Origin of the sequence: Peptostreptococcus faecalis (assembly GCF_900240845.1) — a bacterium.
Classification (GTDB): Bacteria; Bacillota; Clostridia; order Peptostreptococcales; family Peptostreptococcaceae; genus Peptostreptococcus; species Peptostreptococcus faecalis.
In genome coordinates, this window is record NZ_OERU01000006.1 from 40,466 (window position 1) to 53,834 (window position 13,369).

14 protein-coding genes, 2 tRNA genes and 1 other RNA gene are annotated in these 13,369 nt (G+C 30.7%); 11 read left to right on the top strand and 6 right to left on the bottom strand.

Features of this window, described 5'->3' with window-relative positions:
* The 3 genes from hisF to C0982_RS08290 are packed head-to-tail and all read left to right on the top strand — an operon-like array spanning position 1 to position 2,254.
* A complete protein-coding gene (gene hisF, locus C0982_RS08280; RefSeq protein ID WP_101773756.1) occupies positions 1 to 765 on the top strand; it encodes an imidazole glycerol phosphate synthase subunit HisF in 765 nt (254 codons plus the stop codon).
* Entirely contained in the window at positions 762 to 1,448 is a 687-nt protein-coding gene (hisIE, locus tag C0982_RS08285; RefSeq protein ID WP_101773757.1) for a bifunctional phosphoribosyl-AMP cyclohydrolase/phosphoribosyl-ATP diphosphatase HisIE, read from the top strand. Before hisF ends, hisIE begins: the two co-directional genes overlap by 4 nt.
* A complete protein-coding gene (locus C0982_RS08290; protein ID WP_101773758.1) occupies positions 1,445 to 2,254 on the top strand; it encodes a histidinol-phosphatase in 810 nt (269 codons plus the stop codon). The genes hisIE and C0982_RS08290 overlap by 4 nt, the downstream gene beginning before the upstream one ends.
* 134 nt (positions 2,255 to 2,388) lie before the next feature.
* Here the strand turns inward: C0982_RS08290 and hisB are convergent, their stop codons facing one another.
* Genes hisB through C0982_RS08315 form a run of 5 tightly spaced genes read right to left on the bottom strand, consistent with a single transcriptional unit; the run spans position 2,389 to position 7,136 of the window.
* The gene (gene hisB, locus C0982_RS08295; RefSeq protein ID WP_306456942.1) at positions 2,389 to 2,994 is read right to left on the bottom strand and encodes an imidazoleglycerol-phosphate dehydratase HisB; all 606 of its coding nucleotides are present in this window, start codon (positions 2,992 to 2,994) and stop codon (positions 2,389 to 2,391) included.
* A 59-nt stretch (positions 2,995 to 3,053) separates the two neighbouring features.
* Entirely contained in the window at positions 3,054 to 4,106 is a 1,053-nt protein-coding gene (gene hisC / locus C0982_RS08300) for a histidinol-phosphate transaminase (RefSeq protein ID WP_101773759.1), read from the bottom strand.
* A gap of 22 nt (positions 4,107 to 4,128) precedes the next feature.
* Positions 4,129 to 5,409 (bottom strand): histidinol dehydrogenase, encoded by a 1,281-nt coding sequence (gene hisD / locus C0982_RS08305; protein WP_101773760.1) that lies wholly within the window; start codon positions 5,407 to 5,409, stop codon positions 4,129 to 4,131.
* Complete coding sequence (hisG, locus tag C0982_RS08310; RefSeq protein WP_101773761.1) at positions 5,406 to 6,023, bottom strand: ATP phosphoribosyltransferase; 618 nt, start codon at positions 6,021 to 6,023, stop codon at positions 5,406 to 5,408. Before hisG ends, hisD begins: the two co-directional genes overlap by 4 nt.
* Positions 6,024 to 7,136 carry an ATP phosphoribosyltransferase regulatory subunit gene (locus C0982_RS08315; protein WP_180946918.1) on the bottom strand — a complete coding sequence of 371 codons (1,113 nt, stop codon included), beginning with the start codon at positions 7,134 to 7,136 and terminating at the stop codon, positions 6,024 to 6,026.
* Between the two features lie 313 nt (positions 7,137 to 7,449).
* Between C0982_RS08315 and C0982_RS08320 the strand changes: the two genes are divergently transcribed.
* From C0982_RS08320 to C0982_RS08345, 6 genes are all read left to right on the top strand, one after another.
* Positions 7,450 to 8,031: a TMEM175 family protein gene (locus tag C0982_RS08320; protein ID WP_101773763.1), complete on the top strand. Its 582-nt coding sequence runs from the start codon at positions 7,450 to 7,452 to the stop codon at positions 8,029 to 8,031.
* Positions 8,032 to 8,246: 215 nt separating this feature from the next.
* An RNA gene (gene ffs, locus C0982_RS08325) (signal recognition particle sRNA large type) lies at positions 8,247 to 8,513 on the top strand.
* Between the two features lie 62 nt (positions 8,514 to 8,575).
* Positions 8,576 to 10,234, top strand: coding sequence for a DNA polymerase III subunit gamma/tau (gene dnaX, locus C0982_RS08330; protein WP_101773764.1), 1,659 nt, complete (start codon positions 8,576 to 8,578; stop codon positions 10,232 to 10,234).
* Positions 10,235 to 10,274: 40 nt separating this feature from the next.
* Entirely contained in the window at positions 10,275 to 10,619 is a 345-nt protein-coding gene (locus C0982_RS08335) for a YbaB/EbfC family nucleoid-associated protein (protein WP_101773765.1), read from the top strand.
* A 26-nt stretch (positions 10,620 to 10,645) separates the two neighbouring features.
* Positions 10,646 to 11,242, top strand: coding sequence for a recombination mediator RecR (recR, locus tag C0982_RS08340; RefSeq protein ID WP_101773766.1), 597 nt, complete (start codon positions 10,646 to 10,648; stop codon positions 11,240 to 11,242).
* Between the two features lie 30 nt (positions 11,243 to 11,272).
* Entirely contained in the window at positions 11,273 to 11,491 is a 219-nt protein-coding gene (locus C0982_RS08345; protein ID WP_101773767.1) for a hypothetical protein, read from the top strand.
* A 62-nt stretch (positions 11,492 to 11,553) separates the two neighbouring features.
* Here the strand turns inward: C0982_RS08345 and C0982_RS08350 are convergent, their stop codons facing one another.
* Entirely contained in the window at positions 11,554 to 12,885 is a 1,332-nt protein-coding gene (locus C0982_RS08350) for an MGDG synthase family glycosyltransferase (protein WP_101773768.1), read from the bottom strand.
* Positions 12,886 to 13,161: 276 nt separating this feature from the next.
* Here C0982_RS08350 and C0982_RS08355 point away from each other — a divergent pair.
* Positions 13,162 to 13,233, top strand: a tRNA-Glu gene (locus C0982_RS08355).
* 13 nt (positions 13,234 to 13,246) lie between these two features.
* Positions 13,247 to 13,320, top strand: a tRNA-Gly gene (locus C0982_RS08360).
* The last annotated feature ends 49 nt before the right edge of the window (positions 13,321 to 13,369 follow it).

The window sequence follows — 13,369 nt, forward strand, 5'->3', positions numbered from 1 at the left end:
ATGGAATATAAAAAGATAATACCTTGTATGGATGTTAGAGATGGAAAAGTTGTAAAGGGTACAAACTTTAAAAATATAAGAGAAATAGCAGATCCGATAGAAATGTCTAAGTTTTATGATAAAAGTGGTGCAGATGAACTTGTGTTTTATGATATTGGAGCAAGTATGGAAGGAAGAACTGTATTTATTGATATGTTAAAAGATATCGCATTTAATGTATCTATACCTCTTGTTGTTGGTGGAGGAATCAGTTCTATGGAAGATGTAGATAGAGTGATGAGTTCTGGAGCTGATAAGGTAAGTATCAACTCTGGAGCAATAAAAAATCCTCAATTAATAAAGGATGCTTCAGAAAAGTATGGAAAAGAATGCGTTATATTATCTGTGGATGTGTCTAAAGTGGACGGAAAATACCATGTATTTACAAAGGGTGGTTCAGAAGATACAGGAATGGACGCAATTGAGTGGGTAAAGAAATTAGAAAAATTAGGTGCAGGGGAATTAGTTTTAAATAGTATAGATACTGACGGTGTGAGAAATGGTTTTGATTTAGATATGCTAAGAGACTTTGCATCTGAAATAAAAATCCCTATTATAGCATCAGGTGGAGCTGGAAAGAAAGAAGATTTTAGTGAATTATTTAAAATAGATGGGATATCTACTGGATTAGCAGCGGGTATATTCCACGAAAAAGTAGTAGATATAGCTGATTTAAAGGATTATTTAATAGAGAATGGCGTAAATGTAAAGAGGAATGTGATATGAATATAAAGGATTTGAAATTTGATGAAAAAGGACTTATTCCAGTAGTAGTTCAAGATTATTATTCAGATGAAGTACTTACTGTGGCATATATGAATAAGGAGAGTCTGGATATTACAATTAAGGAAGGTCGTACTTGCTTTTGGTCTAGGAGTAGAAATGAGCTTTGGAGAAAAGGTGAAACAAGTGGAAATGTACAGCATGTAGTATCTATAACATCAGATTGTGACAATGATGCTCTTGTAGTGAAAGTAATAAAAGATGGTCCTGCATGCCACCTAGGTAGCGATAGTTGTTTTTCTAATCTATTATATTTAAAAGTAATCGATAAATCAGATTTGAATGATGAAAAAGAAATAAAAAAAATAAGTGAAAAATCATTGCTATCAAATCTTTATGACTTATTAAATCAGAGATATGTAGACAGACCGGAGGGAAGTTATACAACTTATTTATTTGATAAGGGATTAGAAAAAATATTAAAAAAAGTTGGAGAAGAGTCTGCTGAAGTTGTAATTGGTGCAATGAAAGACGATAAAGAGGAAACTATCTATGAAATATCAGATCTTTGCTATCATATCTTAGTGTTAATGGTAGATATGGGAATTTCAGTGGAAGATGTATTAAAAGAATTGGATTCTAGGCATATTATAGATAAAAAAGTGAAACAGGAGACTATGAAATGATAATTAAATCTACTATGCATAATCACAGTACTTGGTGTGATGGTAAAAGTTCTGTAGAAGATATGGTAAGAGCTGCCATAAAGTCTGGATTTACAGATATTGGATTTTCTAGTCATAGTCATGATCCCAAATTTCCAGAGTCTTTAAACGATGAGGATGGATATATCAGAGAAGTTTTGCAAATGAGAGAAAAGTATAAAAATGATATACGCATATATTGTGGGATAGAGCAAGATTATTTAAGCGAACCACCAAGAAAAGAATATGATTATATAATCGGTTCTGTACATTATGTTCCTATAAAAAATGGAGATACATTTTGTGTAGATGAGTCATTTGAAAGTTTTTCATCTGCAATATTAAAATATTATGATGGTGATTCTATTTCTATGGTTAGAGATTATTTTGATTCAGTGGTAGATAATGTAAATAAGAATAAGCCAGATATAATAGGACATTTTGATTTGTTATTGAAATTCAACTCTGGAAACAAACTTTTTGATGAAAATTCAAATGAATATAAAAAAATAGCAATAAAAGCATTAGATAATTGTATGCAAATTGGAGGGTTAATTGAGATAAATACAGGCGGTCAATTTAGAGGGTATAGAAACTTTCCATATCCTCAAGACCATATACTGGAGTATTTATGTAAGTACGATTATCCAGTTATGATAAATACAGATTGCCACAATATAGAGGGCATTGATTTTGGAATTGAAGATGCACTCTATAGAATGAAAAAAATAGGATTCAAAAGAGTTCATCAATATATAGGCGGAGAATTTATATCAGTAAATATTTAATTAATTATAATTTGGTTATAACTTGAAAATAATTAATTATGTTTAATCTAATTAAAAAAGATTCCTTGGAATTTCACCTAGGAATCTTTTTTTTGAAAATATTATCTTTTAAATAAATTTATTTACTTTAAAATTTAAATATCTAGAATACCCTTTGTAGATGGAATTTCATCTTTAAATTCTTCATCAATTGATACAGCCTTACGTAGAGATCTTGCAAGTGCTTTGAAAGCCGCTTCTATTATGTGATGACTGTTAGTTCCTGCAAATTGATAAAAATGTATATTTGATTTAGATTTTCTAGAAAAAGCAACCATAAACTCATTAATTAATTCTGTGTCGAAGTTACCTACTTTTTCAGTTGGAATTTGTAGGTTATTTACTACGTATGATCTTCCTGACAAGTCAACTACAGCCATTACCATCGCCTCATCCATTGGTATAGATATTTCACCATATCTACATATTCCTTTTCTATCCCCTAGAGCAGTTTGAAAAGCATCTCCAAGCACCATTGCAATATCTTCAGTTGTGTGGTGATAGTCAATATGGGTATCTCCTACACATTTTATGCTAAGGTCAAATCTACCATGTCTAGCAAAAAGTTCCAACATATGATCTAGAAAACCAGATCCTGTATGTATATCATATTCACCTGTTCCGTCCAAGTTTAATGATATTTCTATTTGAGTTTCCTTACTATTTCTAGTCAAATTAGCTTCTCTTTTAATAATAATCACCTTCTTAAAATAAAATATGTTCTATATTGTAAATTTATTTTTATACTTTATCGATATTATTAAATAATATCTTTTAGAGCTTCTATTAATTTATCCATTTCTTGGTCAGTTCCAATAGATATACGTATATATTTATCTATAAAAGGCTTGTTCCAATATCTTACAAGGATTTTTTTACTTTTTAGTTCTTCATAAAAATATTCGCCCAATTTATCATTAGGGCATTTTGCAAAAATAAAGTTAGCCTTGCTGTCTGTCAAATCAAATCCTAAATCTATAAGTTCTTTAGATATGCGCTCTCTGGTAGATATTATCTTATCTACGCTTTTTTGAAAGTCTTTTTTATTTTCAAAGACTTTTCTAGCTATCGTTTGGGATAGAGTGTTTACATTATAAGGATTAAAATTATACTTGATAGTATTTAAATCATTAATCAGCTCTGAATTACCTAGTGCATATCCTACTCTTGTTCCAGCTAGTGAACGTGATTTTGACATTGTTCCAACTACCAATAAATTATCGTATTGATTCAGCAAGCAAACTGAACTCTCAGCTCCAAAGTCAACATATGCCTCATCTATTATTACTAATCTGTTTTTATTCTGCTCTAATAGTTCTTTTATTTTATCTATACTCAAAGCTAGTCCAGTAGGTGCATTAGGATTTGCAAGTATTATAGTCTCAGATAAATCTTTATAATCATTTATATTTACTGACAAATCATCCATTAAAGGTACTTTTCTATGTTTTACTCTAGCTACATTAGACATATTAGAATAAAAACTGTATGTAATATTAGGGAAAGCAACTCCATTTTTTCCATATGCCATCATGCAAAATGCTAAAACTTCATCTGATCCATTTCCGGCATATACCATATCACTTGAAATTTTGAAAGTATTTGAAAGAGTCTCATATAAACGTGTGCATTTTGGGTCATTATATAATCTAAGATTTTTAATTTCATCTGTAACATTTGATATAAAACTATCGCTATATTCATATGGATTTTCGTTTGTATTTAATTTTATCCAGTTATCTATGTCTCTTGGTTGTTCACCAGGGACATAAGGAGGTATATTTTTAAGTTCTTCATTTATAAATCTACTCATTTCACATTCCTTTATAAATTATTTATTTGTTAAATCTAATTTCTATGGATTTTGCATGGGCCTCTAGACCCTCTTCTCTAGCAAATCTAGACACTTTTTCCTCTACCTCTTCCAAGGCTTTTCTGGAATAATATATAAATTGAGATTTTTTTACAAAATCATCAACAGATAATGGGGAACTAAACTTAGCTGTTCCACTAGTAGGTAATGTATGATTTGGACCGGCAAAATAGTCGCCTAAGGCTTCAGGCACATTGTTTCCTAGGAATATGCTTCCCGCATTTTTTACTTGATTTAAATATATGAAAGGGTCATCTGTACATATCTCTAAATGTTCAGGTGCGATTACATTTACGACGTCAATAGCATCGTCAATATTATTAGCGACTATTATTTTTCCTCTATTTTCTATTGATTTTCTTGCAATACTTTCTCTTTTAAGATTTTTTAGTTGTATTTCTATTTCACTTTGAACTTCTAATGCTTGCTGTTTACTTGTGCACACTAATATTGCGCTTGCAAGTTCATCATGTTCTGCCTGTGATAGCATATCTGCAGCAATATATGATGTGTTGGCAGTTTCATCAGCTAGTACCAAAATTTCGCTTGGACCAGCAATCATATCTATATCCACTCTACCAAAAACTTTTCTTTTTGCTGTTGCAACAAATATATTTCCAGGACCTACTATTTTGTCTACTTTTGGAATTGTCTCTGTTCCATATGAAAGAGCTGCAACAGATTGAGCTCCTCCAACTTTGTATATATTATCAACTCCAGCAATTTTAGCCGCTGCTAGTATTACATCTGGAATACTCCCATCTTCATTTGGTGGAGTAACTATAGATATGTTATTTACTCCAGCAATTTTAGCTGGTATAGCGTTCATAAGAACAGTACTTGGATACCTTGCCGTTCCTCCAGGTACGTATATTCCCACGTGATTTATGGGAGTTACTTTTTGACCTGTAATACGTCCCTTACCACTATCACATATAAAATCATTTTTTACTTGCTTACTGTGAAAAAGCTCTATATTCTCAGCAGCTTCTTTCAAAATAGATATAAAATCAGGATCTACATTATTCCAAGCAAGTTCTATTTCATCTTCACTAACGACCAAACTATCTATCTTAGCTTTATCAAATTTTTCTGTGTACTTTTTTACTGCTAAATCACCGTTTCTCTTTATGTCATCGATTATTTCATCTACAGCTAATTCAATTTTTTCATCTAGAGAAGAGTCTTCACGTAATAGGATTTCTTCTATGCCTATATCATCTAAGTTAAATATCTTTATCATACCAACTCTCCCATTTTTTTACATATTTCATCTATTTTGTCATAGTTAAATTTGTAGCTGCTTTTGTTTGCTATTAAACGTGCACTTATTGGCATTATATGTTGGTGAACTACTAGGTCATTCTTTTTTAGAGTAGTTCCAGTTTCCACTATATCTACGATTATATCTGACAATCCTAGAAGCGGTGCTAATTCTATACTTCCATTTAGTTTTATTATATCTATAGGTCTACTTTGTTCTTCAAAGTATTTTAAAGCAACCCTGGTATATTTAGTTGCAACTCTCAATGGCAAATCTAAATCATCTGTCCAATCTTTTTTTGCAGCTACTACCATATTACATTTTCCTATATCCAAGTCTAAAAGTTCGTATACTTCAGCAGAAGTTTCAGCCAGTATATCGCTACCGACTACTCCGATATCAGCAGTTCCACGTTCTACATAAATAGCTACATCAGAAGGTTTTACAAGTAAATATCGTATACCTTTGTCCTTTACTTCAAATACAAGTGCTCTGGTATTTGAAAGTATTTCGCTACATTCTAGTCCTATTTTTTCAAACATGCTATATACGCTGTCTCCTAATCTACCTTTAGGTAAAGCAATGTTTATCATCTATAATTCCTCCAATTCATCATTCTTGATAATATATAAGTGTTCATATGGAATGTTTTCAGGCATATGTTTTAGAATTAAAAGTTGTTTATGTTTTTCCTGAAGTTTTTTACGATATTCCATTACTGTATTTTTATCAGCATCATTATATACAAGTATAGCTTCTGTTATTTTCTTATTTTCATTTTTGTGAAGAATACTTTTTAAATTAGTTATGTATATGGCAAAACCTAAAGCAGGATGTTTTTTTCTGAATTTTTCCATCAGCTTATCATATCTTCCGCCTGCTAGAACATAGCTAGGTGATCCTGCAACATAACCCCTAAATACCAAACCATTATAGTAGTCAGAGTCATTATTTATAGAGAAATCTATGTAAAAATGTTCTCCTAGATTATTTGACTTTAGTAACTCAAATAAATCTAGTAACTCATTTACAGCTTTTGTCATATAAGGGTTGCAATCGATACTTTTTATTTTATTTAAAACCGATTCAAATGGACCTTCTAAAGACATAATCTGTATAATTCTATCTATATCACTTGAAGATAAATCTGTATTAGCAACAAAACTCTCTAGTTTATGTATGCTTTTTTGTTCCATTATAGATAAAATTTTTATCTGTTCACTTTCTGTAAGTTTGAGTTCATCTAAAAATGAAGATATAAAGCCCATGTGACCTACATCGATAATATAATCTTTATTTACAAAGTCTAAGCTTTTAGCAGCTAAAGATAGAACTTCGTATTCTGAAATAATATCTTCAGCACCAATGTATTCTAGACCGATTTGTCTTATTTCTTGACATTCCTTGCTATTTTTACCTATACGATAAACATATTCGTCGTAAAAGAATTTTTCTTCTTTGACATTCGATTGTGTATTTTTTGCAATGCTAACAGTCACATCAGGTCTTAGTGCCATTAAGCGACCAGTTGCATCTGTGAAAGTAAGTATGCCCTCATTGCTAAGAAAACGTTTGTGTTCTAGGTAAATATCGTAAGGCTCAAATTTAGTCATCGAATACTTTTTATAGCCATTATTTTTATACAAGTCGCTTAATTTAAAAGCGAAAATTTCTTCATTTGATAGATTTAGAATTTCTGGAATCAAAAATATACCCCCTTTAAAAAATATAATTGTATCAAATAGTATCACTATAAGCCAGTTAAGTCAAGCATTTTAAGAGTTTTTAAATTGTTTTTTTTTTTTTTAATTAATGCTTATTTTGACAGGATTTCAAAATAAATTGCTTAGTTTATTTCCTGTGAGTGGAATTATATTAATTTTAAGAAAAATAGGAATTAAAAGAAAAATACATACAATATCCTAATAAAAAAAACAGAAAAAAATAATGAGATTTGTATGTTCAATTATAGAACATAAGATATAATAGTAGTAGTTAAAAATTAGGAGGATACACAATATGACAAAGAGTAGAATGGAAGCATTTACGGATGCAATAATAGCCATTATTATGACGATACTGGTACTTAATTTGACACCACCAGTAGGGGATTCTATACGTGATTTGGCAGGAGTAGAGCGCAAGTTGTTAGTTTATTTGTTTAGTTTCGCAATACTAGCTGTTTATTGGATAAATCATCATCACTTATTTCAGTTGGTAAAATCAGTAAATGCTAGAGTTTTATGGGCGAATAATCTATTGATTTTTTGTCTTACATTATTTCCTTTCACAACTGCTTGGATAAGTACGCACTTATTTAGTTTAATTCCCCAGTTTATGTATGGAACGGTAATATTGATGGCAGATATAGCCTATTTAATACTATCACTTTCCTTGATAGATGTTAATCAAGAGTGTAAAATCTTATATAATCGTGAATTATCTAGGAAAAAGAATTTGATATCTATTTTATTCAATATATTAGCTTTAATTTTAGGAGTTTTGATAAATCCAATATTTGTTTGTGTAGTCAACTTCTTTATGATATTAATGTGGGTTGTACCTAATAAAAAAATAGAAAAGAAATTAAGTGAACTTTAGAATAGAAAAAATAAGATAATTCATGTAAGTCTATGTAAATTAGTTGAACATTTAAAAGCGACTTATTTATATTTCTATTGAATAATTTTTTTGTGTGTGATATTATTTTATATGTATTATATACAAATATATACATATAAAAGTTATAGTTTCAATTTTATGTATTAACTTAGATTGAAATTAGAATATGTTAAACTACATTGGTTATAATTTTGCTGTACTAGATGGGGAGATAGCGGTGCCCTGTAACCCGCAATCCGCTTTAGCGGGGTTGAATTCCATCCGTAGGCAGTTTTACTTGTGATGCAGCACCTATGCAAGTAGTGTTGATGTGTAGGTCCTAAGCAATAGAAACCCATGAATCCCGTCAGATTCGGAAGAAAGCAGCGGTAAGTGATCATTTTTATGTGACTTGGGGAAGCCTACATGGAGCTAACTACATAGGTAACGATTGGAGGTAGCTGTCAATGGATGGTGTACAGTTTAAACATATAAATTCACAATCCCAGTTAATGGGATTGTTATTTTTTTTGGAGGGATATTTATGCATAAGGCTTTGTACAGAGAATATAGACCGCTTGTATTTGATGATGTAATAGGTCAAGAACACATTATCAAAACTTTAAAAAATCAAGTCAATGAAAACAATATAAGCCATGCATATATGTTTTGTGGAACTAGAGGTACGGGTAAGACCTCTACTGCAAAAATATTTTCTAGAGCAGTAAACTGTACTAGTAATCTGATTGACAAACCATGTAATGAGTGTAAGGAATGTAAGTCTATTTTAGATTCATCAAATCTGGATGTGGTAGAAATAGATGCGGCATCAAATAATAGCGTTGATGATATTAGAGAATTAAGGGATACAGTTAAATATACTCCAAATAATTCAAAGTATAAAGTTTATATAATAGATGAGGTTCATATGCTTTCTCAAGGGGCTTTTAATGCATTATTAAAAACGCTAGAAGAACCGCCTTCGTACGTTATATTTATATTAGCTACTACTGAACCAAATAAAATACCTGCAACTATTCACTCTAGATGTCAAAGGTTTGACTTTAGAAGAGTTTCTATAGAAGAACTTGTGAAAAAAATGAGTGCTATAAGTCAAAAAGAAGGTATAGAGATAGAAGAAGATGCGTTAAAGATAATAGCAAGAAATGCAAATGGATCTGTGAGAGATTCACTTAGCATATTGGATAAGTGTACTTCTTTTAGTTCAGAAAAAATAACATCTTCTGACGTATTGGATATACTAGGTTTTGCAGATCCGCATCAACTCTTTGAACTATCTAAATCAATTATAGATTCGGATGTGGGCAAGTCCATGGAATTAGTAGAAGACTTTTTTATGTGGGGGAAAGACATTAAAATACTAGTTGAAGAATTGGTATCTTTCTTTAGAAGTATAATGATGATAAAAATATTCAATTCATCTGAAAATTTTGCTGAAATTATGCAAGACTACACAGAACAGATGGAAGAAATATCCAAAAATATGGATAAGAATGAAATAATAAGAATATTAAATACTCTATCAGAATTACTAGATAACTTAAAATATTCATCAAATCAGAGGATGGCTTTAGAAATATATATAATGAAATTATCTTCTCCATCAACTGATAGTTCATACGAATCCTTATATAAAAGAATAGAAAATATAGAAAAATTAATTGAAGATGGAAAGATAAATATAAAGTCAAATATACAGACAGTTAGTACGAATATAAATACACAAATACCTAATAGTACAGTAGAAACTACTGATATAGAAGAGAAAACACATGTGCAGCCTAGTGCAAAATTTGATATAATAGATGATGAGGAGTTAGATTCTATTATATCTGAATGGGATAAGTTGCTAGAGCAGATGAAAAGAGATAAAAAGATGCCACTAAGAGCATTTTTAGCAGAGAAGAGCGACTTAAAATACAAGAATGAAATATTATATGTGATTTTTAGTGATGAGTTCTCATTTGCATTAGATAGATTGGAAGAGCCAGAAAATAAAACTTATATTCAAAATATAATGAAAAAAGTTTTTGGACTTAATATTGAACCAAGGTTTATACTTAAGTCGAATATATCTAAAATGGACTTCAACAAAGCAGATAAAGCTACCGACGAAGAGGAAACTTTAGATGAGAAGTTGTTAAAAGATGTGCTTGGAACCAGTCTTGAAATAGAAAAATAAAAAATAAATATATTTTTGAGGAATATAGGAGGAAATAACAATGGCAAAAAAAGGTGGATTTTCAGGGGGAATGCCTGGAGGAATGAATATGAATAACCTACTAAAGCAGGCTCAAAAAATGCAGGAAGATATGCAAAAATCTCAAGCTGAACTAGAGTCAAAAGAAATAGAAGCTTCAGTTGGTGGAGGAGCAGTAGTAGTAAAAGTTAATGGTAAAAAAGAAATAGTGGATATGACTATAAAACCAGAAGTTGTGGATCCAGATGATATAGAAATGCTTCAAGATTTAATTATAAGCGCTGTAAACCAAGCAATAAGAGATATAGAAGAAATGCAAAAATCTCAGATGAGCAAGCTTACAGGTGGAATGAACTTGCCTTTTTAATAGGTTAATTAAAGGATAAATATTATATGGAAAACTATAGTGAACCAATTGATAGATTGATAAATGAGTTTTCTAAGCTTCCAGGCGTTGGAAGAAAAACTGCTCAGAGGTTGGCTTTTCATGTTATAAATATGAATCCAGCCGATGTAGAAGGTTTAGCAAAAGCTCTTGTCGATGTAAAAAAAGAAATAAAATACTGTAAGGTGTGTTGTAATATTTCAGATTCAGAGATATGTTCAGTATGTTCCAATCCAAATAGGGATGCAAGCATAATTTGTGTTGTTGAAGATCCTAGAGATGTAGCAGCAATGGAAAGAACAAAAGATTACAAAGGTAAGTATCATGTATTAAACGGTGTAATAGCTCCTATGGATGGTGTTGGTCCGGAAATGCTTAATATAAAAGAACTTTTATCAAGGCTTGGAGATGGAGTAAGTGAAATAATAATGGCAACTAATCCAACTATAGAAGGAGAAGCTACTGCAATGTATATATCTAGATTAGTAAAACCGATGGGAATAAAAGTCACTAGAATTGCCCATGGGTTGCCTGTTGGAGGAGATTTGGAATATGCCGATGATGTTACAATTTCTAAGGCTCTAGAAGGTAGAAGAGAGATATAGCTATTTTTAGTTGTAAAAGGAGTTTTTAATATGAAAAATGACAAATACGATGAAAATAAAGCACTAGATTTATTAGTAAAAAAGAAATATAGTAACAAAAAAGATTCTTCTAAAAGTAAGTTAAAAAATAAAGACTCAGAGAAAGATTCTGTATTCAGAAATAATGAAAGAAGATTTGAATATGATTATGAAGAAGACCATTATGAACCACCTTTGGGAGAAGAAGATTACGAACCACCAGTAGATTAAAATTATAAAAAGAAAAGGCATATAGCTATAGCTATGTGCCTTTATTTTTTATAATCTTATTATTATAATAGTCTTAATCTAGCATTAAACACATCAAAAAAATGATGTGAACCTTTTAATGAAAGATATTTTTTATCAAAGAAGTCAAAAGAATTCATTTCATTAGAAAGTCTTTCATAGTTAACGTAATGGCTTTCAAAAATTTCAAATGAGAGTTTTGCTATATTTTCAGCAGCATCTAATTTTTTTATACCTCTCATGTTTTCCTTAATTCTATAAAGTCTATCTGGATTATCAAGCAATACCTTTATAACAGATTTTATAGAAAATTTATTTGTAGTTCTTATTGCTACACCACAGTTTGTTAGAAAATCTAAGTTTTCGCCTTCTTGACCAGGTATGTAATAAGGAACTACCATAGGAACTTCTTTAATCAGTGCTTCTGTTGTAGTCAAACCACCTGGTTTTGTAATTAATAAATCTACTGATGACAAAATATCATTCATAATACTTGTGAATCCAAGTATCTTTATTCTTATATCTGTTTCGTATTCAGATACTCTATCTAATAGTTCATTCTTTAAAGACTCATTTCTTCCTGTAATTACAAGTACTTGGAAATCTCTATCTACAGCCGCTATTTCATCAAGAGTACCCTTGATATTACCAGCACCAAAACTACCCCCCATTAAAAGAACAGTCTTTTTGGAAGGATCTAGTCCAAGTTCGTTTAATACTATTTCTTTAGGTCTATTGCTCATAAAGGATTTTTCAACAGGTATACCAAATGGCATAATTTTGTCTGCTGATATTCCATCTTCTATTAGAAGTTCTTTTACATATTCATCTCCACATATATAGTAATCAATTTCATTTTGTAAATATGAAGAGTGAGCAGTATAGTCAGTTAGTACTGAAATCAACTTTGGAAAGTTAAAGACTTCCTCACATGAATTTGAATTTGCAGCAAAGTCTGAGAATAATTCATCAAGCTCTTCACCTCTAGCTGCTTTTTTAAGTTTACTTAGCGCTACTAAAGGGAATGCATGAGTACCTATTATCAAATCAGGTTGTTCCTCTAATATAAGTTTTTTAAACTTTCTCGCCATCAATAGAGAAAGCGGATTATTTTTAAATTCATTAATAGAAAATATTTTTTTATCTGAAAGGTTATATATTTTACCATACGCAGAAGGTGTATATTTTGCAGATATTTCGTACCCCTCTGAGATAACCTTGTCTATTGTTTTATTTATTAGTTTAAAACTATCTACTATTTTACATTCAATTTCTTGGCCGTGAAAATCTAATTTTTCAAGCTCTTCTATTATAGCTTTAGCGGCTCTATTGTGTCCCCCTCCAGTTGAAGCGGTCATTATTAATACTTTTTTCATTTTAATTCCTCCATTCACCAACACTTATAAAAAGAAAAATGAATTTTGTCTATAATAAATTATAAAGCAAAGTAAAAATAAATAAAAGTAGTTTAAGAAAAATATAATATAACTTAAGATAATCTTTATAAATTTATTTAATTAAATATTGCATTTAAATACACAAAAAAAACAAAAAAAACCTATTGACTTTTAATTCTATATTTGATAATATAATACTTGTCCAATATCTCACAAGTTGAGATAAATTGATAAGCTTGATAGCCAAATTACTTTGGCTCATTGGTCAAGTGGTTAAGACTCCGCCCTCTCAAGGCGGCAACAGGGGTTCAAATCCCCTATGAGTCATTAAACTTAATATGCGGGTGTAGCTCAATGGTAGAGTTCTGGCCTTCCAAGCCAGCTGTGAGGGTTCGATCCCCTTCACCCGCTCCAATATATGTGGGAGTATAGCTCAGCTGGGAGAGCATCTGCCTTACAAGCA